Source organism: Microbacterium indicum DSM 19969, assembly GCF_000422385.1.
GTDB classification, from domain to species: domain Bacteria; phylum Actinomycetota; class Actinomycetes; order Actinomycetales; family Microbacteriaceae; genus Microbacterium; species Microbacterium indicum.
Genome location: NZ_AULR01000002.1, coordinates 106,250 through 125,854 on the forward strand (window position 1 = coordinate 106,250; position 19,605 = coordinate 125,854).

General features: G+C 74.6%; 22 protein-coding genes. 8 read left to right on the forward strand and 14 right to left on the reverse strand.

The genetic code is table 11. The annotated features are described in order from the left end of the window. Positions 1-71 precede the first annotated feature (71 nt). Genes trmD through H576_RS0103095 form a run of 3 tightly spaced genes read left to right on the forward strand, consistent with a single transcriptional unit; the run spans position 72 to position 1,667 of the window. A complete protein-coding gene (gene trmD, locus H576_RS0103085; protein ID WP_029149713.1) occupies positions 72-773 on the forward strand; it encodes a tRNA (guanosine(37)-N1)-methyltransferase TrmD in 702 nt (233 codons plus the stop codon). Continuing rightward, the gene (locus H576_RS0103090) at positions 770-1,246 is read left to right on the forward strand and encodes a MogA/MoaB family molybdenum cofactor biosynthesis protein (protein WP_029149714.1); all 477 of its coding nucleotides are present in this window, start codon (positions 770-772) and stop codon (positions 1,244-1,246) included. The genes trmD and H576_RS0103090 overlap by 4 nt, the downstream gene beginning before the upstream one ends. Next, positions 1,239-1,667, forward strand: coding sequence for a molybdenum cofactor biosynthesis protein MoaE (locus H576_RS0103095; protein ID WP_029149715.1), 429 nt, complete (start codon positions 1,239-1,241; stop codon positions 1,665-1,667). Before H576_RS0103090 ends, H576_RS0103095 begins: the two co-directional genes overlap by 8 nt. Position 1,668: 1 nt before the next feature. Here the strand turns inward: H576_RS0103095 and H576_RS0103100 are convergent, their stop codons facing one another. The 5 genes from H576_RS0103100 to H576_RS0103120 are packed head-to-tail and all read right to left on the reverse strand — an operon-like array spanning position 1,669 to position 5,417. After that, positions 1,669-1,902, reverse strand: coding sequence for a MoaD/ThiS family protein (locus tag H576_RS0103100; RefSeq protein ID WP_029149716.1), 234 nt, complete (start codon positions 1,900-1,902; stop codon positions 1,669-1,671). After that, positions 1,899-2,678: an NTP transferase domain-containing protein gene (locus tag H576_RS14130; protein ID WP_051172095.1), complete on the reverse strand. Its 780-nt coding sequence runs from the start codon at positions 2,676-2,678 to the stop codon at positions 1,899-1,901. The genes H576_RS0103100 and H576_RS14130 overlap by 4 nt, the downstream gene beginning before the upstream one ends. Beyond that, positions 2,675-3,151 carry a cyclic pyranopterin monophosphate synthase MoaC gene (gene moaC, locus H576_RS0103110; RefSeq protein ID WP_029149717.1) on the reverse strand — a complete coding sequence of 159 codons (477 nt, stop codon included), beginning with the start codon at positions 3,149-3,151 and terminating at the stop codon, positions 2,675-2,677. Before moaC ends, H576_RS14130 begins: the two co-directional genes overlap by 4 nt. Further along, positions 3,148-4,353: a molybdopterin molybdotransferase MoeA gene (locus H576_RS0103115; protein ID WP_029149718.1), complete on the reverse strand. Its 1,206-nt coding sequence runs from the start codon at positions 4,351-4,353 to the stop codon at positions 3,148-3,150. The genes moaC and H576_RS0103115 overlap by 4 nt, the downstream gene beginning before the upstream one ends. Continuing rightward, positions 4,350-5,417: a HesA/MoeB/ThiF family protein gene (locus H576_RS0103120; RefSeq protein WP_029149719.1), complete on the reverse strand. Its 1,068-nt coding sequence runs from the start codon at positions 5,415-5,417 to the stop codon at positions 4,350-4,352. Before H576_RS0103120 ends, H576_RS0103115 begins: the two co-directional genes overlap by 4 nt. A 96-nt stretch (positions 5,418-5,513) precedes the next feature. Between H576_RS0103120 and moaA the strand changes: the two genes are divergently transcribed. After that, positions 5,514-6,560, forward strand: a complete 1,047-nt coding sequence (gene moaA / locus H576_RS0103125; RefSeq protein ID WP_029149720.1) for a GTP 3',8-cyclase MoaA — start codon at positions 5,514-5,516, stop codon at positions 6,558-6,560. On the opposite strand, the gene H576_RS0103130 is transcribed toward moaA, so the two are convergent. From H576_RS0103130 to map, 6 genes are all read right to left on the reverse strand, one after another. Then, positions 6,557-7,222 (reverse strand): sirohydrochlorin chelatase, encoded by a 666-nt coding sequence (locus H576_RS0103130; RefSeq protein WP_029149721.1) that lies wholly within the window; start codon positions 7,220-7,222, stop codon positions 6,557-6,559. The genes moaA and H576_RS0103130 overlap by 4 nt on opposite strands. Beyond that, the gene (locus H576_RS0103135; RefSeq protein WP_029149722.1) at positions 7,207-8,355 is read right to left on the reverse strand and encodes a uroporphyrinogen-III synthase; all 1,149 of its coding nucleotides are present in this window, start codon (positions 8,353-8,355) and stop codon (positions 7,207-7,209) included. Before H576_RS0103135 ends, H576_RS0103130 begins: the two co-directional genes overlap by 16 nt. Continuing rightward, complete coding sequence (cobA, locus tag H576_RS14135; protein WP_036319078.1) at positions 8,352-9,599, reverse strand: uroporphyrinogen-III C-methyltransferase; 1,248 nt, start codon at positions 9,597-9,599, stop codon at positions 8,352-8,354. Before cobA ends, H576_RS0103135 begins: the two co-directional genes overlap by 4 nt. A gap of 1 nt (position 9,600) precedes the next feature. Next, positions 9,601-9,972, reverse strand: a complete 372-nt coding sequence (nirD, locus tag H576_RS0103145) for a nitrite reductase small subunit NirD (protein WP_029149723.1) — start codon at positions 9,970-9,972, stop codon at positions 9,601-9,603. After that, the gene (gene nirB / locus H576_RS0103150) at positions 9,969-12,551 is read right to left on the reverse strand and encodes a nitrite reductase large subunit NirB (protein ID WP_036319082.1); all 2,583 of its coding nucleotides are present in this window, start codon (positions 12,549-12,551) and stop codon (positions 9,969-9,971) included. Before nirB ends, nirD begins: the two co-directional genes overlap by 4 nt. Positions 12,552-12,663: 112 nt before the next feature. Beyond that, complete coding sequence (map, locus tag H576_RS0103155) at positions 12,664-13,431, reverse strand: type I methionyl aminopeptidase (RefSeq protein WP_029149725.1); 768 nt, start codon at positions 13,429-13,431, stop codon at positions 12,664-12,666. A 233-nt stretch (positions 13,432-13,664) separates the two neighbouring features. Here map and rplS point away from each other — a divergent pair, with 233 nt between their 5' ends. From rplS to H576_RS0103175, 4 genes are all read left to right on the forward strand, one after another. After that, positions 13,665-14,015: a 50S ribosomal protein L19 gene (gene rplS / locus H576_RS0103160; RefSeq protein ID WP_029149726.1), complete on the forward strand. Its 351-nt coding sequence runs from the start codon at positions 13,665-13,667 to the stop codon at positions 14,013-14,015. Between the two features lie 77 nt (positions 14,016-14,092). Then, positions 14,093-14,827 (forward strand): signal peptidase I, encoded by a 735-nt coding sequence (gene lepB / locus H576_RS0103165; protein ID WP_029149727.1) that lies wholly within the window; start codon positions 14,093-14,095, stop codon positions 14,825-14,827. Beyond that, positions 14,824-15,495 (forward strand): ribonuclease HII, encoded by a 672-nt coding sequence (locus tag H576_RS0103170; protein WP_029149728.1) that lies wholly within the window; start codon positions 14,824-14,826, stop codon positions 15,493-15,495. Before lepB ends, H576_RS0103170 begins: the two co-directional genes overlap by 4 nt. Positions 15,496-15,516: 21 nt before the next feature. Continuing rightward, positions 15,517-15,849: a DUF2469 family protein gene (locus tag H576_RS0103175; RefSeq protein WP_029149729.1), complete on the forward strand. Its 333-nt coding sequence runs from the start codon at positions 15,517-15,519 to the stop codon at positions 15,847-15,849. A 661-nt stretch (positions 15,850-16,510) separates the two neighbouring features. Here H576_RS0103175 and dprA read toward each other — a convergent pair. From dprA to H576_RS0103190, 3 genes are read right to left on the reverse strand one after another with little or no spacing between them, the layout of a single operon-like run. After that, the gene (gene dprA, locus H576_RS0103180; RefSeq protein WP_029149730.1) at positions 16,511-17,671 is read right to left on the reverse strand and encodes a DNA-processing protein DprA; all 1,161 of its coding nucleotides are present in this window, start codon (positions 17,669-17,671) and stop codon (positions 16,511-16,513) included. Then, on the reverse strand, positions 17,668-19,197 hold the full coding sequence (locus H576_RS0103185) for a YifB family Mg chelatase-like AAA ATPase (RefSeq protein WP_029149731.1): 1,530 nt from the start codon (positions 19,195-19,197) through the stop codon (positions 17,668-17,670). Before H576_RS0103185 ends, dprA begins: the two co-directional genes overlap by 4 nt. Then, positions 19,194-19,556 carry a YraN family protein gene (locus H576_RS0103190; RefSeq protein ID WP_029149732.1) on the reverse strand — a complete coding sequence of 121 codons (363 nt, stop codon included), beginning with the start codon at positions 19,554-19,556 and terminating at the stop codon, positions 19,194-19,196. The genes H576_RS0103185 and H576_RS0103190 overlap by 4 nt, the downstream gene beginning before the upstream one ends. Positions 19,557-19,605: the final 49 nt, after the last annotated feature.

Sequence of the window (19,605 nt, forward strand, 5' to 3'; positions counted from 1 at the left end):
GCGCCGCACGATCGGCGGGGGAGGGCCGCGTAACACGGCGGAAACAGGCGCCGGATCCGTAGACTCGAGGAATGCGCCTCGACATCGTCACGATCTTCCCGACGTTCTTCGACGTGCTCGATGTCTCGCTGATCGGCAAGGCGCGCGAGAAGGGCCTCCTCAACCTGCGCGTCCACGACCTGCGCGACTGGACGCACGACCGACACCGCACCGTCGACGACACCCCGTACGGGGGAGGCGCGGGCATGGTCATGAAGCCCGAGCCCTGGGGCGAGGCGCTCGACGCCGTCTTCGGCGCGGCCGACCCGGATCCCTTCGAGGGCGTCCTCATCGTGCCGACCCCGTCGGGCGAGGTCTTCACGCAGCGCACCGCGCGGGAGCTCGCGCAGGAGGACCACCTGGCGTTCGCGTGCGGCCGCTACGAGGGCATCGACCAGCGCGTGCTCGACCACTACGCGTCGCGCGGCCGCGTGCGCTTCGTCTCGATCGGCGACTACGTGCTGAACGGCGGTGAGGTCGCGACGATGGCGATGATCGAGGCGATCGGCCGCCTCATCCCCGGCGTCGTCGGCAACCCCGAGAGCCTCGTCGAGGAGTCGCACGAGCTCGGCATGCTCGAGTACCCGATCTACACCAAACCGGCCGCCTGGCGCGGCCTCGAGGTCCCGCCCGTCCTCCTCAGCGGCGACCACGGCAGGGTCGACGCGTGGCGCCGCGACCAGGCGCTCGAGCGCACCCGCGAGCGCCGCCCCGATCTCCTGGACGAGGCATGATCCGCGCCGCGGTCATCACGGTCAGCGACCGCTCCGCCGCGGGCGAGCGCGAGGATCGCGGCGGCCCCGTCGCGGTCGAGGCGCTGCGCGGCGCGGGTTACGCGTGCGACGACGCCGTCGTCGTGCCGGACGGCGCGTGGTCGGTCGAGGCGGCCCTGCGCGACGCGCTCGCCGCGGGGGCGCGCATCGTCGTGACGACGGGCGGCACGGGCGTGGGCCCGCGCGACCTCACGCCCGAGGGCACCGAGCCCGTCCTCGACCGGCACCTGCGGGGGATCCCGGAGGAGCTCCGGCGCATCGGGGCGGGCGTCGCGCCGGGAGGGCTCCTCTCCCGTGGGCTCGCGGGCGTCGCGGGCCGCGGCTTCGTCGTGAACCTCCCGGGATCGCCCGGGGCCGTGCGCGACGGCGTCGGCCTCGTCCTGCGCCTCGCGCCGCACGTGCTCTCGCAGCTCGACGGGGGCGACCATGGGTGAGGTGCGACTCGCGCGGATCAGCGCCGAGCCGATCGGCCTCGCCGATCACGCGGCCGCGGTCGACGACCCGCGCATGGGCGCCGAGACGAGCTTCGTCGGGCGCGTGCGCGACCACGACCCCGACGCGGCGGGCGCCGTGGCGGCGCTCGAGTACACGGCGCACCCCGACGCCGAGCGGATCCTCGGCGAGCTCGCGCGGCGCGCGGCCGAGGAGACGGGATCCCTCGTCGCCGTGAGCCACAGGATCGGGCGCCTCGCCGTGGGCGACGCAGCCGTCGTGATCGCCGTCGCCTCGGCTCACCGCGCCGAGGCCTTCGACGCGTGCCGGCGGATCATCGAGGACATCAAGCGCGAGCTGCCCGTCTGGAAGCGCCAGATCGAGGCCGACGGCCAGACGGCGTGGAAGGGCCTCGGCGGCTGACTCAGCCGCCCGCGAACGGCGGGAGCACGTCGACCGTCGCGCCCTCGGGGATCGCCACGTCGTCGTCGCGGCGCGTGCCGTCGACGAGCACGGCGCACCGGGGGAGGATCGGCGCGAGCAGCGGATGATCCGCGACGAGACCCGCGCGCAGCGCGTCGAGGCTCGCCTCGGTGCGCTGCTCCTCGGCCGTGCCCGCGGCCTCCTCCGCGGCGGCGAAGAACCGGACGACGCTCATGCGCGCCAGCCCTGCGCGAGCGCCGCGAGCTTCGCGACCGCCTCGGGATCGCCTCCCGCGAGGCCCGCGATGTAGGCCGTGACGGGGGCCGCGGGACGCGCGACGCCGTGCGCGACCTCGCGCGTCATGTCGAGGATCGCCGCGATGTCGACGCGCGCGGGGTCGACGCCGACCTCCGCGGCCGCTGCCGCGGCCCAGCTCTCGAGGTCCTCGGGTGTGTTCTCTGCCATGGTCGCGCGTCCTTTCGCCCGCTCGAGATCCTCCCACGTGTCGACGTCCTCCGTCGCGCGCGCGGGCGCGGGGATCCGCTCGAGCCGCAGGCGCGCGGCGACGGCCCGCATCGACGGCTCCGTGACCTCGTCGAGGGCGCGCTCGAGCGCCGCACGGCGATAGCGTGCCGTGAGCCACTGCGCGCGGCCGCCCGGATCCTCGAGCACCGCCCCGTCGCCCGCGAGCGGCACGCGGAGCAGCGCGGCGGCGGCGGACGCGCCGGGGAGATCCGCGGGAAGGACGAGGAGGTCGTCGGCCGTCGTCGTGGCGAGGGCGGCGCGGAGGGCGGGGACGGGGCCGCCGAAGGGCGGATCCTCGCGCACCCAGCGCACGCCAGCGGCGCCCCCGCGCTCGGGGCCGACCGCGATGACCTCGTCGCACGACGCGAGCGCCGCCGCGGCCGCCGCGAGGAGGGTGCGGCCGGCGACGACGAAGAGCGCCTTGTCGGCGCCCCCGACGCGCGACGCGCGCCCGCCCGCGAGGATGACGCCCGCGACCCGCGTCATCCGCCCGGCCGCTCCCACGAGCCGCTGCGGCCGCCGTGCTTCGCGACGACGCGGGCGTTCTCGATGAGCGCCGAGCGGTCGGATCCCTTGACCATGTCGAGGATCGTGAGCGCCGCGACGGTCGCCGCCGTGACGGCCTCCATCTCGACGCCCGTCCGGTCCGCCGTGCGGACGGTCGCCTCGATCTCTACGCCCGCGTCGACGATCTCGAGGTCGACGGTCGCGCCGTGCACGCCGATCACGTGGGCGAGCGGCAGCAGCTCGGGGGTCCGCTTGGCGGCCTGGATCCCCGCGATCCGGGCGACCGCGAGGACATCGCCCTTCGGGACCGTGCCGTCGCGCAGCGCCGCGACGGTCTCGGCGGCGCACCGCACGAACGCGCGCGCCGTCGCCGAACGGACCGTGGGGCGCTTCTCGGTGACGTCGACCATCCGCGCGTTGCCCGCGGCGTCGAGGTGCGTGAAATCGCTCATGGGATCAGCATGACATCGACGAGGTCGCCCGCCGCGACGGCGTCGACCTCGGCCGGCACGACGGCGTATCCCTCGGCGAGGCCCAGCCCGGCGGGCAGGTGGGAGCCGGACCCGCCCGTCGTCGCCGGCCCGACCGTCCAGCACCCCGGGTCCGCACGGTTGACGGCGATCGGGATGTGCTGGCGGCGGCCCGGGGGCGTGCGCCATCCCACGGCGGCCGGGAGCCGGAGGAGGGGACGGGCGATCTCGCGCCGCCGCTGCATCGCGAGGAGCGCCGGGCGGACGAACACCTCGAACGAGACCGCGACGCTCACGGGGTTGCCGGGGAGGCCGAAGAAGAGCGCGCCGTCCAGGACGCCGAACGCCTGCGGCTTGCCGGGCTGCATCGCGACCTTCTCGAAGGCGACGCGGCCCGCGAGCGCGAGCTTCACGGGCTCGAACGCGCCCGCGCTCACCCCGCCCGACGTCACGACGACGTCGGCGTCGAGGCCCGCGAGCAGGCTCGTCAGCTCGGCGGGGTCGTCGCCGACGCGCCCGCGGGCGACGACCTCGGCCCCCGCCTCGGCGACGAGCCCCGCGAGCAGCGCGCCGTTGGAGTCGGGGATCCGTCCGGGACCCGGGTCGACGCCGGGGGCGACGAGCTCGGCGCCCGTCGAGACGACCGCGACGCGGGGGCGGCGCGCGACCGCGACCTCGGCGACGCCCGTCGAGATCAGCGCCGCGACCTGGCGGGGCCCGACGAGGATCCCGGCGGGCAGAGCCTCGTCGCCCGCCGCGACGTCCTCGGCGCGCCCGCGGACGTTGGCGCCGCGCGCGGCCGGACGGGCGACGACGACGGCGGTCTCGAGCGAGTCGTCGAGGCCGCCCGCGGTCTGCTCGAACGGCACGACGGCGTCGGCGTCGGACGGCAGCGGCGCGCCGGTCATGATCCGCGCGCACTCGCCGGGGCCGAGCCGGGGATCCTCCGCGGATCCCGCCGGGACGTCGGCGACGACGCGGAGCGTCGCGGGGATCGAGGAGAGGTCGTCGAAGCGCACCGCGAACCCGTCCATCGCCGAGTTCGCGAAGGCGGGGACGTCGAGCCGCGAGAACGCGGGGGCCGCGAGCGTGCGGCCCGTCGCCGTCTCGACCGGGACCGTCTCCGGGGGAAGGGGGCGGGCGGCCGCGAGCACGCGCCCGAGGTGCTCCTCGACCGTGATCACGCGCGCACCTCCACGTCGCCCGTCCACGCCGCCATGCCGCCGTCGAGGCTCGTCGCGTCGACCCCGCGATCGCGCAGGACGCGCGCGGCGTGCAGCGAGCGGACGCCCGAGGCGCAGACGGCGACGACCGGTCCGTCGAAGCGCGCCGCGGCGCCCGCCAGCAGCGCGTCGAGGGGCAGGAGCACGGCGCCCGGGATCACCCCCGTCGCCCACTCGTCGGGGTTCCGCACGTCGAGGTACGTCACGGGGGCGTCGGGCCGCGACGCGGGCTCGGGGGCGGGGGAGGTCCCGCGCGGCGCGGCGGCGCGGAGCGCGACCTCGCGCATCGTGCCGCGCAGCCCGTCGATGAGTGCGAGACGCCCGAGGAGGGGCTCGCCGATCCCGGCGATGAGGAGGATCGCCTGCGTCGCGAGCAGCGAGCCCACCTGCATCGTGAGCGCCCCGAGGACGCCGACCTCGGAGCAGCTCGGCGGCTCGCCCGCCGAGCCCTCGGGATACAGATCCGCGAGCCGCACGGGGGCCGCGCCTTCCGGCGGGCGCGACCAGAACACCGTGACCTGCGCCGCGAACTCCTGCACGACGCCCCAGACGAGCGGCACCCCGAGCGCCTCGCACGCCGCAGCGACGTCGACGCGCGTCGCGAACCCGTCGCTCCCGTCGATCACGACGTCGGCGCCCGCGAGGAGCCGCGCGGCGTCGGCGCCGGTCAGGCGCTCGGCGATCGGCGTCACGACGCACTCGGGCGCGAGGTCGCGCGCGGCGCGCACCGCGCTCTCGACCTTGGGCTCGCCGACGTCGGTCGCGCGGTGGATCACCTGCCGCTGGAGGTTCGACGCCTCGACGCGGTCGTCGTCGATCACCGTGAGCCGCCCGACGCCCGCGGCCGCGAGCGCCAGGACAGCGGGGGAGCCGAGCCCGCCCGCGCCGACGATCGCGACGTGGGCCGCCGCGAGCCGCCTCTGCCCCGCCTCGCCCAGGGGGTAGAGCGCGGCGTGGCGTGCTGTGCGGGCGGACTCGGCCGGCGAGAGCGCCGCGACGGGCTCGACGAGAGGGGGGAGGGGCATGCCACGAGCCTAGGACGGCCGCGGTTTCCCGGGCCTCACGAGCGCGCTCGGCCCGCGGTGAGGCCGCGGCAACAGATCCGGTCGTAGGCTCGGAGGATGCCAGCCGTGAACGTCGCGATCGCCCCCGCGCCGCACCGTTCCGCGCCCGACATGCCCGCCTCGGGCCCCATCGCCGACCGCTTCGGGCGCGTGCACCGCGACATGCGGATCTCGCTCACCGACCGCTGTTCGCTGCGCTGCACGTACTGCATGCCCGAGCAGGGCAGCGAGTGGCTCGCGCGCCAGTCGATCCTCACGACCGACGAGATCGAGCGCATCGCCCGGATCGCGGCGACGCACGGGATCACGACTTTCCGACTCACGGGCGGAGAGCCGCTCCTCCGGCGCGACCTCGAGGACGTCGTCGCCCGGCTCGCGCGGATTCCCGGCGCCGAGATCGCCATGACGACGAACGCGATCGGGCTCGACAGGCGGCTCCCCGCTCTCGTCGACGCGGGGCTCGGACGCCTCAACATCTCGATCGACACGCTCGACCGCGACCGCTTCCGCGAGCTGACCCGCCGCGACCGCCTGGACGACGTCCTCCGCGGGATCCGCGCCGCGTCGGAGGCGGGCATCGGGCCGCTCAAGCTCAACGCCGTCGCGATGCGGGGCGTCAACGACACCGAGATCGCGGACCTCGTGCAGTTCGCGATCGATCACGGGGCGCAGATGCGCTTCATCGAGCAGATGCCGCTCGACGCGGGGCACACGTGGTCGCGGTCCGAGATGGTGACGCGCGAGGAGATCCTCGGGCGGCTCCGCGAGCGGTGGGCGATCGAGCCGGTCCCCGGCCGCGGCGGCGCGCCCGCCGAGTCGTGGCGCCTCGACGGCTCGGAGCGCACCGTCGGCGTCATCGCGTCGGTGACGGCGCCGTTCTGCGGCGCGTGCGATCGCATGCGCCTGACGGCCGACGGGCAGATCCGCAACTGCCTGTTCTCGAACAGCGAGTTCGACCTCGTGCCGCTGCTGCGCGGCGGATCCGACGACGCCGCGATCGAGGGCATGCTGCGGCGGGCGATCTGGGGCAAGCTGCCGGGCCACGCCGTCGGCGATGAGTCGTTCCTGCAGCCGGCGCGCGGGATGAACGCGATCGGCGGCTAGAGCGCCGCGCGGTAGCGCTCGGCGACGATCTCGGCGACGCGCGGGTCGTCGCCGATCGGATCGGTCGTGACGTCGGCGCCCGCGGCGCGGACGAGGCCCGAGAAGTGTCCGGGCGCGAGGACGTAGCTCGCCGCGATGACCCGCGTCGCCCCGGCCGCGCGCGCCGCCGCGACGGCCTCGGCGACCTTCGGCGTCGCGCCGTACGCGTAGCCGACCGTGAGGGGCGCGGAGATCCGCTCGGCGAGGTCGTCGCGGACCCGTCGCACGCGCTCGGCCGCCTCGGTGCGCGACGACCCCGACGCGGCGAGCACGACGTGATCGCCCGGTCGGAGCCCCGCGGCCGCGACCCGCTCGGCGAGGATGTCGGCGAGGAGCGGATGGGGGCCGAGGGTGCCCGTCGCGACGACGCCGGGGCGCGAGGCGGCGGCGCGGCCGATGTCGACGGCGGTGTGGAAGCCGGGCGAGAGGAGGAGCGGCACGATCACGGCCGGCCCCGTCGACGACGCGACGACCTCGTCGACCTGGGGGTGCTGCACGTCGACGTACGTCTCGACGGCCGGGACCCCGAGAAGGCCCTGCGCGCGGGCGACCAGGCGGGTGATCGTCGCGCGCCCCTCCGGCGAGTCGGTGCCGTGCGAGCAGCAGATCAGGGTCGGATCCACGGAACCTCCACGTCGAGCCGGTAGCCGCGCTTGACCACGGTCTTCACAAGATCGGGGTGCCCGAGCCCGTCGCGCAGGCGCGCGATCGCCATCTCGACGGCGTGCGCCGACTGGCTCGAGCGGGGGAGGACGCCCTGCAGCTCGCGGCGCGGGATCACGGCCCCGCGCGCGTCGAACAGCGCGCCGAGGACGGCCGTCGACGTGGGTGAGAGCGGGAGGAACGATCCCGCGAGGACCGCGCCCGAGCTGCGCATCTCGAGGCGCCCGTGATCCGTGTCGACACCGGGCGCGTGCCCGCCGCCGAAGTGCGTGACGACGCCGCGCACGAGGGACCCGAGCCGCCCGCGCTCCGCGACGATGGCGGGGATCCCGTGCGCGACGAGCGGCTGCACCGTCACGGGGCCCACGGCCGCCATCACGAGCCGGCCGCGGTCGGCCAGCGAGCGGATCCGCTCGATCGCGTCGGCGCGCTCGGCTTCGGCGAGCCACTCGCTCGTGCCGGGCGCCGAGGTGAACAGCACGGCGTCGACGCCGCCCGACGCCGTCTGCAGAACCGACTGCCGCACGACCTCGGGATCGGCGGGCGGGCCCCACCGGTACACGGTGAGGCTCACGACCTCGGCGCCGTTCGCGCGGAACAGCTCGTCGAGGCCGTCCGCACCCGAGCCGTGGTGCTGCACGGCGATGCGGCGGCCCGCGATGCCCTCGGCGACGAGGTACTCGCCCAGCTCGTGCGAGGTCTCCGATTCGGCGACCCAGTCGGCCGTGAAGCCCGCCTGCTGGATCGCTCCGCGCGCCTTGGGGCCGCGCGCGATGATCTGGGCGCCCGCGAACGCGCGCTCCATCTCCTCGTCGAGGCCCGCCTCCACGGCGGCCTCCACCCAGCCCCGGAAGCCGACGCCCGTCGTCGCGACGACGATGTCGGGAGGGTCGGCGATGAGCTCGCGCGTCGCGGCGAGGAGCGCCTCGTCGTCGATGTGCGACAGGATCGTGAGCGCCGGGGCCTGGCGCACCGTCGCGCCGTGCCGCTCGAGGGCCGCGGTCAGCTCGCTCGAGCGCCTGTCGACCGCGATGACGATCGTGCAGCCGTCGAGGGCCGCGGAGAGATGGGGTCGGTCGGGGGCGTCCGTCATGCGGCCTCGCCCTCGCGCGGCGCATGCGTCGTGGAGGGCAGCGCGGGCAGCAGGAGGTCGGCCCGCGCGACGTCGCCGATCACGATGACGGCGGGGTTGCGCACGCCGGCGCGCGCCGCATCGACGCCGGCCCGGCCGAGCGTCGTGCGGGTCGTGCGCTGGTGCTCGGTGTGCCCGCTCTCGACGAAGGCGACGGGCCGATCCGCCGGGACGCCCTGCGAGAGCGCCTGTGCGGCGAGCGCGGGGAACGCGGCGACGCCCATGAGCAGGACCGTCGTGACGGTGTCGTCGGCGAGCGACGCGAGGGCTGAGGGGCGCAGGCCCATCTGCCCGTTCATGACGTGGACGCTCGAGGCGACGCCGCGGTGGGTCACGGGGATCCCCGCCGCCTGCGGCACCGAGACGGCGCTCGTCGTTCCGGGGACGACCTCGACGGGCACGCCGGCCTCGAGGCAGGCCGTGACCTCCTCGCCGCCGCGGCCGAAGACGAACGGATCGCCGCCCTTCAGCCGCACGACCCGCTTACCGGCGCGGGCGCGGGCGACGAGGATCGCGTTGATCTCGTCCTGCGGAACCGGGTGGTGCCCCGGCGCCTTGCCGACGTGGACGATCTCGACGTCGGGGTCGAGCTCGTCGAGCACGGCCGCCGCGCCGAGGCGGTCGGCGACGACGACGTCGGCCTCCGCGATGAGCCGACGCGCGCGCAGAGTCATGAGGTCGACGGGCCCCGGGCCGCCGCCGACGAGCGACACCTGGCCCGCGGCCGAGTCGCGCACACGGCGCAGGGGAGCGGATCCGGACTCGAGGAGCTCGCGGATCGACCGGTTCACGCGGGCGGTGCGCCGCGGGTCGACGCCCGCGTCGCTCGTCGTGCCGACGAGGACGTCGCCGGCGCGCGTCTCGGCCGTCATGCGCGCGGATCCGTGGGCGCCGTCGGACGCGTTGATGCAGAAGGTCCGCGCGGCGTCGCACCACGCGGCGACGGCGGCGTCGGTCTCGGCGTCGCCCGTCGCGGTGTGCACGAGCCACGCACCCGCCACGTCGCGCTCGGCGACGGGCTGCGCGCGCCAGGGGATGTCGTTGTCGGCGACGATCTGGGCCGTCTCGGGCGCGAGGACGGGCGAAACGATCTCGATCTCCGCCCCCTCGCGGAGGAACCGCGGAAGCCTCCGGGCCGTGACCGATCCGCCGCCCACGACGACGACCCGCCGACCGGCGAGCGAGACACCGAGCATCGTCGTCATGTCACGCGTCCTTCCACTTGATGAGGACCTGGCCCTCGTCCACCGCGACCGGGTACACGGGGATCGGGCGCTCGTCCTTGCCCTGCGTCTCGACGACGGCGCCGGTGCGCAGATCCCAAGCCTGCTTGTGCAGCGGAGACGCGATGGTCGGCACCTCGGATCCGTCGGCCAGCATCTTCGTGCCGACGATACCCCGGCTCAGCACGTTGGCATCGCCGTACGGGTCATAGTTCGACACGGCGCGCACCGTGCCGTCGGCGAGGCGGAAGAGCGCGACCTGCGTCGCGCCGAGGAGCGCCGCGCGGCCGCGCTCGACGAACAGGTCGTCGAGGGCGCACAGGCGCACCCACGTGCTCGTGACCGTGCCGCTCATCGGCGCACCTCCAGCGTCGTCCCCGCGATCATGACGGCGCCGTCGCGCTTCTCGTCGGCCGACGCGGGCCGCACCTGCCCGCGCTCCGCGACGTAGGCGAGCGAGGGATCCGCGGTGTCCGGGGCGTTGACGAACGACTCGAAGCGCTTGAGCTTCTCGGGGTCGGCGAGCGTCGCCGCCCACTCGTCCTCGTAGTTCTCGACGTGGCGGGCCATCGCGCGGTCGAGGTCATGGGCGATCCCGAGGGAGTCGTCGAAGATGACCTCGCGCAGCCCGTCGATGCCGCCCTCGAGCTCCGCGAACCAGGGCGCCGTGCGCTGCAGGCGGTCGGCCGTGCGGATGTAGTACATGAAGAAGCGGTCGATCGCCCGGATCAGCCCGTCGTCGTCGAGGCCCTCGGCGAGCAGCTCGGCGTGGCGGGGCGTGAAGCCGCCGTTGCCGCCGACGTAGAGGTTCCAGCCCTTCTCCGTCGCGATGATCCCGGCGTCCTTGCCGCGGGCCTCAGCGCACTCGCGGGCGCACCCCGAGACGCCGAGCTTGAGCTTGTGCGGCGAGCGGAGGCCCCGGTAGCGCAGCTCGAGACGGACGGCCATCCCGACGGCGTCGAGCACGCCGTAGCGGCACCAGGCGGATCCGACGCAGCTCTTCACGGTGCGCAGCGACTTGCCGTACGCCTGTCCCGACTCGAAGCCCGCGTCGACGAGCTCGCGCCAGATGTCGGGCAGCTGCTCGAGCCGCGCGCCGAACATGTCGATGCGCTGGCCGCCCGTCAGCTTCGTGTAGAGGCCGTACTTCCGCGCGACGCTCCCGATCACGATGAGCCCCTCCGGCGTCACCTCGCCGCCCGGCATGCGCGGGACGACCGAGTACGAGCCGTCCTTCTGCATGTTCGCCATGACGTGGTCGTTGGTGTCCTGCAGCGTCTGGGTCTCGCCGTCGAGGACGTGCTCGCCGACGAGGCCGGACAGGATGCTCGCGACGGTCGGCTTGCAGACGTCGCAGCCGCGGCCGTGGCCGAAGCGCTCGATGATCGCCGAGAAGGTCCGGAGCTCCGACACGAGGACGGCGTCGAAGAGCTGGCGGCGCGACATCGCGAAGTGCTCGCACATCGCGTTCGAGACCGTCTGGCCCATGTCGGTGAGCTGCTTCGCCGTGATCTTCTTGACCATCGTGAAGCAGGATCCGCAGGTCGCGCCCGCCTTCGTGCAGGCCTTGACCTCGGTCGCGTCGGCGCAGCCCTCGTCGCGGACGGCTTCGCGGATCCGTCCCGCCGTCACGCTCGAGCAGGAGCACACGACGGCCTCGTCGGGCAGGTCGCCCGTCGGCGCCTCGACGCCGTCGGCCGGCATGAGGTACGCGGCGGGGTCGGCGCCGAGCGCGCCGCCGACGAGCGGGCGCAGCGAGCCGTACGCCGCGGCGTCGCCGACGAGGATGCCGCCGAGGAGGGTCTTCGCGTCGTCCGAGAGGACGAGCTTCTTGTAGACGCCCGCGACGGGGTCGGTGTAGACGACGTCGAGCGCGCCCGGGGTCTCGGCCATCGCGTCGCCGAAGCTCGCGACGTCGACGCCCGAGAGCTTGAGCTTCGTCGACTCGTCGAAGCCGAGGAAGGTCGCGTCGCCGCCCAGGAGGCGATCCACCGCGACCTCGGCCATCGCGTACCCGGGGGCGACGAGGCCGACGCAGCGGCCGCCGAAGCTCGCGACCTCGCCGATGGCCGAGATCGCGGGATCGGAGGTTCGGCAGGCCTCGTCGATGATCACGCCCCCGCGGGGCGCGCTCTCGAGCTGCGCGCCGCGGGCGATCGTGTCGTTGGGGCGGACGCCGACCGTGAAGACGACGACGTCGGCGCTCTCGTACGATCCGTCGCGCAGCTCGAGGCCCGCGACGCAGCCGGAGCGGTCGGGGTCGATGCGCGTCGTGCGAGCCTCGGTGCGCACGCCGATCCCGCGCTGCGTGATCAGGCGGCCGAGCACCTCGCCGGCGGCGCGGTCGACCTGCGCCGACATGAGGTGGGTGCCCGACTGCAGCACTGTGCACTCGACGTCGAGGCCCTGCAGAGCGCCCGCCGCCTCGAGGCCGAGGAGCCCGCCGCCGACGACGCGGCCGACGAGCGGGCGGCCGAGCTCGGCGCGGCGCCGCGCGACGAACGCCGTGAGCGCGTCGAGGTCGTCGATCGTGCGGTAGACGAAGGTGCCGGGGAGGTCTGCGCCGTCGACGTCGGGGCGCGCGGCGAAGGATCCCGTCGCCAGGACGAGCGCGTCGTAGGCGTGCTTCGCGCCGCTCGCGGTCCGCACCGTGCGCCGCTCGCGGTCGATGACCTCGGCCGGGTCGCCTGGGACGAGCGTCACGCGCGGATCCTCGAACGGGTCGCGCGCGAGCGTCAGCTCGTCGGGCGTGCGCCCCGAGAAGAAGGACGTGAGGCCGACGCGGTCGTACGGGTGGCGCCCCTCGTCGCCGATCACGGTGACGCGCATGTCGGCGCCGCCGCGCGCGACGAGGCTCTCGACGAAGCGGTGCGCGACCATGCCGGCGCCGACGACGACGACGCGGCCGGGGGAGAGGGGTGTCACGGGTGGCATGCGGCCACGCTAGGAATCGGGTGTTACCCGGCGGATCCCCCGGCGATTACCCCGGACGAACGAAACCCTCACATCCGCCACTGCGGGATGTGAGGGTTCCGTGCGCGACGCGTCACGCGCGCGACAGGATGATGGGCCCCGTCTCGGTGATCGCGATCGTGTGCTCGCTGTGGGCTCCGCGCGATCCGTCGGCGCTGCGCAGCGTCCATCCGTCGCGCTCGTCGGTCACGAGCTCGTCGGTCGTCTGCAGGAACCACGGCTCGATCGCGATGACGAGACCCGGGCGCAGCGGGAAGCCGCGGCCCGCGCGGCCCTCGTTCGCGATGTGCGGGTCGCCGTGCATCGTGCGCCCGACGCCGTGGCCGCCGAAGTCGGTGTTGATCGTCAGGCCCTCGGCATGAGCGACCTCGGCGATCGCCGCCGAGATGTCGCCGACGCGGTTGCCCGGCTGCGCTGCCGCGATGCCGCGCTCGAGCGCGGTCTCGGTCGTCTCGATGAGGCGCAGGTCCTCGGGGCGGGGCGTTCCGACGACGAACGAGATCGCCGAGTCGGCGACCCACCCGTCGACCGAGACCGCGAAGTCGAGCGTCACGAGGTCGCCGTCGCGCAGGTCGTAGTCGTACGGCATGCCGTGGAGCACGGCGTCGTTGACCGAGGTGCAGATGACCTTGCCGAACGGGCCGCTGCCGAACGAGGGCGCGTAGTCGAGGTAGCAGGACTCGGCGCCCGCACGGCGGATCAGGTCGTGGGCGCGGTCGTCGATCGCCAGAAGGTTCGTGCCGACCTTCGTCTCCTCGCGCAGGGTCTGGAGCGTCTCGGCGACGAACCGGCCGGCCGGCTTCATCTGCTCGATCTCGGCGGGGGTGCGCAGTTCGATCATGGAGGTCCTCTCGTTCCCCGCCATTCTCCCGCACGGATCCGGTTGGCGGGTGTGCGTCGGGTGTGGCAGAATGGTCGATTGTGCCGTGACCGGCGCGCCCGTCGGTGCGCCTCGTTTCGACTCTGCCGCAGGGGGAGTCGAGGGTCCGGGCCTCCGCCCCTCCTCACCGCACGAACACACTCTTCCACTTCCGGATGCGACCGACCCGCGGCGGCCGCAGAAAGCGATTCAGCATGAACATCCTCGACGCCGTCGACGCAGCCTCGCTGCGCAGCGACATCCCCGAGTTCGGCCCCGGCGACACCGTCAAGGTGCACGTCAACATCATCGAGGGCAACCGCTCGCGCGTCCAGGTCTTCCAGGGCATCGTGATCGGCCGCCAGGGCGATGGCCTGCGCGAGACCTTCACCGTCCGCAAGATCAGCTTCCAGGTCGGCGTCGAGCGCATGTTCCCCGTGCACTCGCCGATCATCGAGAAGCTCGAGGTCGTCAGCCGCGGCGACGTGCGCCGCGCCAAGCTGTACTACCTCCGCGAGCTGCGCGGCAAGAAGGCGCGCATCCGCGAGAAGCGCGAGAACGGCTGATACCCAGCTTCTTCCGAGCACATCGCCCCGCGACGCCTGCGTCGCGGGGCGATGTGCATGTGGGAACCTGATCTGTGATGTCTTCCGAAGCACCTGCCGCGTCAGAGCGCCCGTCGCGTCGTCGCGGCGCGCTCATCTTCCTCCGCGACATCGTCGTGATCGTCGTGGTCGCCGTCGTCGTCTCGGTGCTCATCAAGGCCTTCGTCGTCCGCTCCTTCTACATCCCGTCCGCCTCCATGGAGGAGACGCTCATGACGGGCGATCGGATCCTCGTCGACGAGCTGACGCCCGACTGGACGGGCTACCACCGCGGCGACGTCGTCGTCTTCGCCGACCCGGGCGGGTGGCTCACGGACGTCCCCGCGACCGAGACGAACCCGATCGCGAGCGGGCTCGACTGGGTCCTCACCTCCGTCGGGCTGTCGGCGAGCGACTCGAACGACCACCTCGTGAAGCGGATCATCGGCATGCCGGGCGATCACGTCACGTGCTGCAACGCGCTCGGTCAGGTCGAGGTCAACGGGGTGGGGATCGACGAGCTCGACTACCTGAACCTGCCCGACGGATCCACGCTCGCGTCGACGATCGACTTCGACGTCACGGTTCCCGAGGGATCCGTCTGGGTCATGGGCGACAACCGCAACCGCTCCGAGGACTCGCGCTACCACGAGGACCTGCCGGGCGGCGGGTTCGTGCCGATCGACGACATCGTCGGGCGCGTCTTCCTGCGCACCTGGCCGCTGGGCGACATCGGCGTCGTCGGCGGCGGGACCGACGCGTTCCTCGGCGTGCCCGACCGGTCGAAGGAGTGACGCCGGTCGTCGAGCCCTCGCTCGATCTCGAGAACCGGCTGCTCGAGAGCGCGCCCCTCGTGATCGGTCTCGACGAGGTCGGCCGGGGCGCGCTTGCGGGCCCCGTCACGGTGGGCGCAGCGGCGATCGACGCCGCGGCCGCAGCCGACGGCGTTCCGGACGGGCTGCGCGACTCGAAGCTCGTGACCGAGAAGCGGCGGCCCGCTGTGGCCGAGCGGACGGCTGCCTGGGTGCGCTCGTCGGCCCTCGGCTGGGCGACGCCCGGCGAGGTCGACGAGGTCGGGATCCTCGGCGCACTCGGGCTCGCGGCGGCGCGCGCCCTCGCGGGGCTCGCGGCTTCGGGGATCGACGTCGGATCCGCCGTGGTCCTCCTCGACGGGGATCGCGACTACGTGTCGAGCGTCGCGCGGGCCGAGCTCGGGCGCCTCGACGTCCGCACGGTCGTCAAGGGCGACCGCGACAGGGCGTCGATCTCGGCCGCCTCCATCGCGGCGAAGGTCGAACGGGACGCGCTGATGGCCGCGCTCGCGCCCGGCTTCGAGCCGTACGCGTGGGAACGCAACAAGGGCTACGCGAGCCCCGCGCACCGGGCCGCGATCGCCGACCACGGCCTGACGATCCACCACCGCCGCTCGTGGGCGATCGCGCCCGCCGACGGCCTGTTCTGAACCTCGTAGGATTGACGCACCATGGATGACGACGTCTTCGACGACTTCGACCGAGAGCTCGAGCTGGCCCTGTATCGCGAGTACCGCGACGTCGTGGGGCAGTTCCAGTACGTGATCGAGACCGAGCGGCGGTTCTACCTCGCCAACGAGGTCGGCGTCGTGCGCCACGACACCGAGAACGACTTCTACTTCGAGCTGACGATGCGCGACGTGTGGGTGTGGGACATCTACCGCGCCGACCGATTCGTCACGTCGGTGCGCGTCCTGACCTTCAAGGACGTCAACATCGAGGAGCTCTCGCGCCGCGACTTCGAGCTGCCCGACGATCTGTCCCTCGGCGGCAAGAGCAGCTGACCCGCCCCGCCCGGCGCCCGGCCCGGCGCAGGAGTACGGCGGATCTGTCCGTCGCGGCGTCTCGCCCGGCGTGTTGCGACCCCTCGGGGGTGTTTCTGCCGTAGTCGTGCGCCGGCGTCGGGCGGCCGCGTCCGGGTCGACTCGGGTGGTGCGCAGCTCGCGATGTTGCCCTGGCCCGGTGCAGGAGTACGGCGGATCTCTCCGTCGCGGCGTCTCGCCCGGCGTGTTGCGGCCCCTCGGGGTGTTTTCGCCGTAGTCGTGCGCCGGCGTCGCGGAGGGACAGGGCGGCCGGGCGGTTGGCGTCCGCGCGGGAGCCGCGGGCGCAGGGGGCGAGGCGATGCCGATCCCCGTCCCCGCCGTGCAGGAGCACGGCAGAAACTGTCGCGGCGGCGCCGTGTCCAGGCGAGTCGGGGAGTTCCTGCCGTCGTCCTGCACGGGCGCGGGGCGGCGCGGCTGGGGGCTGGCGGTCGACCGGCCGACCGGCCGAGCAGCATGGGGCGGGCATCGGGTGGCGGGCGCCCGGTGCCCTCCGGCACCGGAGCAGGAATACGGCAGAAACTGTCGCGGCGGCGCCCCGGGCGGCGTGTCGAGGCGCGTCGGCGGGCTCCTGCCGTCGTCGTGCGCGGCGCAGGGGATCGAAGCCTGGCGGGGAGGCGCCGGGTCAGACGAGAGGGATCCACCCCTCGGCCGCCGCGGCGGCGCGGCCCGCGAGCGACAGGAGGCCGAGGCACGCCTCGACGTCGGACCGCGACAGCCCGCTGCGGACCGCGATCTCGTCGACCGTGCGGGGGCGACCGCGCGTGAGGGCGTCGACGACGCGCGTCGTCTCGGCCGAGTCGCCCGAGCGCGGATCGACGGGGCGCAGCTCGCCGAGCAGCTCGCGGACGTCGGCGGTGCCGGTGATGCACTGCGCGGCGTACTCGCGCAGCAGCCGGTGGCAGCCTGCCGACGTCGAGCTCGTGATCGGGCCCGGGACGGCGCCGAGCGGGCGGCCGAGGCTCGCGGCCGCCCCGGCGGTGTTGATGGTGCCGCTGCGCGCCCCGGCTTCGACGACGACCGTCGCATCGGCGAGAGCTGCGATGAGTCTGTTCCGCGCGAGGAATCTCCAGCGCGTGGGCGTCGTGCCCGGGGCGCACTCGGCCGCGACGGCTCCCGTCTCGACGATCTGGGCGAGCAGCGCCGCGTGGCCCGCGGGATACACGCGGTCGGCCCCGCCGGCGACGAACGCGATCGTCGTGCCGCCCGCGCGCAGGGCGGCGCGGTGCGCGGCGCCGTCGACCCCGTACGCCGCGCCCGAGACGATCGCGACGCCCGACGCCGCGAGCTCGGCGGCGAGATCGGTCGCGACCTGGGATCCGTACGCGGTGGCGGCCCGCGCGCCCACGAGGGCGACGCTCGGCGCGCGGACGAGCGCCCCGGGATCACCGCGGACCCACAGCGCGAGCGGGGCATGGGCGCCGAGGTCGTCGAGGGATCCGGGCCAGGCCTCGTCGAGCGGCGTGACGAAGCGCATGCCGCGATGCGCGCCCTCCTCGATCGCCCCCAGCAGGATGTCGGGCCTCCAGCGCGGGCGCCATCGCGCGCGGCCGTCGGCGAGCGCCCGCGATCCGTCGGCGTCGCGCGATGCCGCGACCCGGAGCGCGCGACGAGCGCCCGAGGCCGCCACGAGCTCTCCCGCGGTCCCGTCGCCCGGCTCGACGACCACGCTCCATGCGAGCCGTGCCAGCCGCTCGTCGAAGAGGTCGTCGGAGGGCAGCAGGCGCTCGGCCGCGCGTCGCACGTCGGCGGTGAGGAGCGCGTCGGGCGCGGGGAGGGTCGTCATGCCGAGATGCCTTTCTTGAGGAAGAGCGCGCGACCGACGTCGGCCGCGGTCGGGCGCGCGCGGCCCGCGAGATCGGCGACCGACCAGGCGACCCGCACGATGCGGTCATATGCGCGCAGGGTGATGTGGCCCCGATCGAGCGCGCCGTCGAGCACCGAACGCGCGCCCGCGTCGAGCGGGTGCGGCCCCGAGCGGAGCCACGTGCCCGCGACCTCGCCGTTGGTCCGCCACGGGGTCTCGGCCAGCCGTCGGGCCGCGCGCTCGCGCGCCTCCCTGACCCGATCGCGCGCCGCGGCCGTCGTCACGAGCGCGCGATCCCCGTCGATCCGCGAGACGCGCTGCATGCGCATGTCGATGTCGACGCGGTCGAGGAGCGGGCCGGAGATCTTGCCCGCGTAGCGGCGCACCTCGGCGGGCGAGCAGGTGCACGCGCCTCCCGCGACGCCGAACTCCCCGCAGGGGCAGGGATTCATGGCCAGGACGAGCTGGAAGCGCGCGGGGAAGCTCGCCGTGAACCCCGAACGATGGATCTCGATCGCCCCGAGCTCGAGCGGCTGGCGGAGCGCGTCGAGCACGGAGCGCGGCGCCTCGGCGACCTCGTCGATGAACAGGACGCCGCGGGATGCGCGGGCGATCGCGCCGGGGCTCGCGCGGCGGGATCCGCCGCCCACGAGCGCGGCGAGGGTCGCCGAGTGATGCGGCGCCTCGAACGGCGGGGTGCGCGACAGCGACGCGACGCGCTCGCCCGTGAGGGACCGGATCGACGCGACCTCGAGCGCCGCGTCGTCGCCGAGCGGCGGGAGGATCCCCGGCAGCCGCCGCGCGAGCATCGTCTTGCCGGCGCCGGGCGGGCCGGACATCAGCATGTGGTGACCGCCCGCCGCGGCGACGAGGAGCGTGTCGACGGCCTGCGGCTGACCCACGACGTCGGCCAGGTCGAGCACCTCCGCCGGGGCGCCGGCGGGCGGCGGCGCTGCGGGGGCGTCGATCGGCTCGACCATCGGCTCGTCGACGTCGGCGCCGTGCAGCAGAGCGACCTGCGCGAGCGTGCGCACCCCCGTGATCTCGGCTCCCGTGACGAGCTCGGCCTCGGCCCGGTTCTCCTCGGGGACGACGATCCGCGGGCGCCCCGCGCGGACGGCCGCGACGACCGACGGCAGCACGCCGGGGACCGCGCGGACGCGCCCGTCGAGGCCGAGCTCGCCGATGTGCACCGTGCGGGCGAGCGACTCGGGGTCGAGCCGGCCGTCGGTCGCGAGCGCCGCGACGGCGATCGCGAGGTCGAATGCCGATCCCTGCTTGGGCAGGCTCGCGGGGGACAGGTTGACGGTCAGCCGCCGGTCGGGCAGTCGGAGACCGCTGTTCTCGCTCGCGTTCATGACGCGGCGCACGGCCTCGCCGAGCGACTTGTCGGGCATGCCGATGAGCCGGAAGTCGGGCTTGTGCTGCGTGATGTCGGCCTCGACCTCGATGAGGGATCCCGCGAGCCCCGTGAGCGCGACGGCCCAGGTGCGGGCGACGATCATCGGAGCCCCTCGAGGTGCTCGATCCGCGCGCTCTCGGGTTCGCGCCCCGTGATCGCGATCGCGTCGACCCGCATCACGAGGCCCCGCGCCCGCTCGGGGTGGGCTCGCACCCACGCGTGCCCGAGCCGCCACAGCCGGCGCACCTTCTCGTCGTCGAGCGCCTCGAGGGGGTGCCCGTAGCGCGTGCTCGTGCGGGTCTTGACCTCGACGATCGCGAGGACCCGTCCGCGCGCCGCGACGATGTCGAGCTCGCCCTCGGCGCAGCGCCAGTTGCGGTCGAGCACCTCGTACCCGGCGAGGGCGAGGTGCCGGGCGGCGCGTTCCTCGCCGGCCGCTCCGAGTGTCGTGTTGTGGGTCATGACCGACACGGTGCCGTGCGGGGGCGACGTCGTGCGGCGCGCGAAGCGC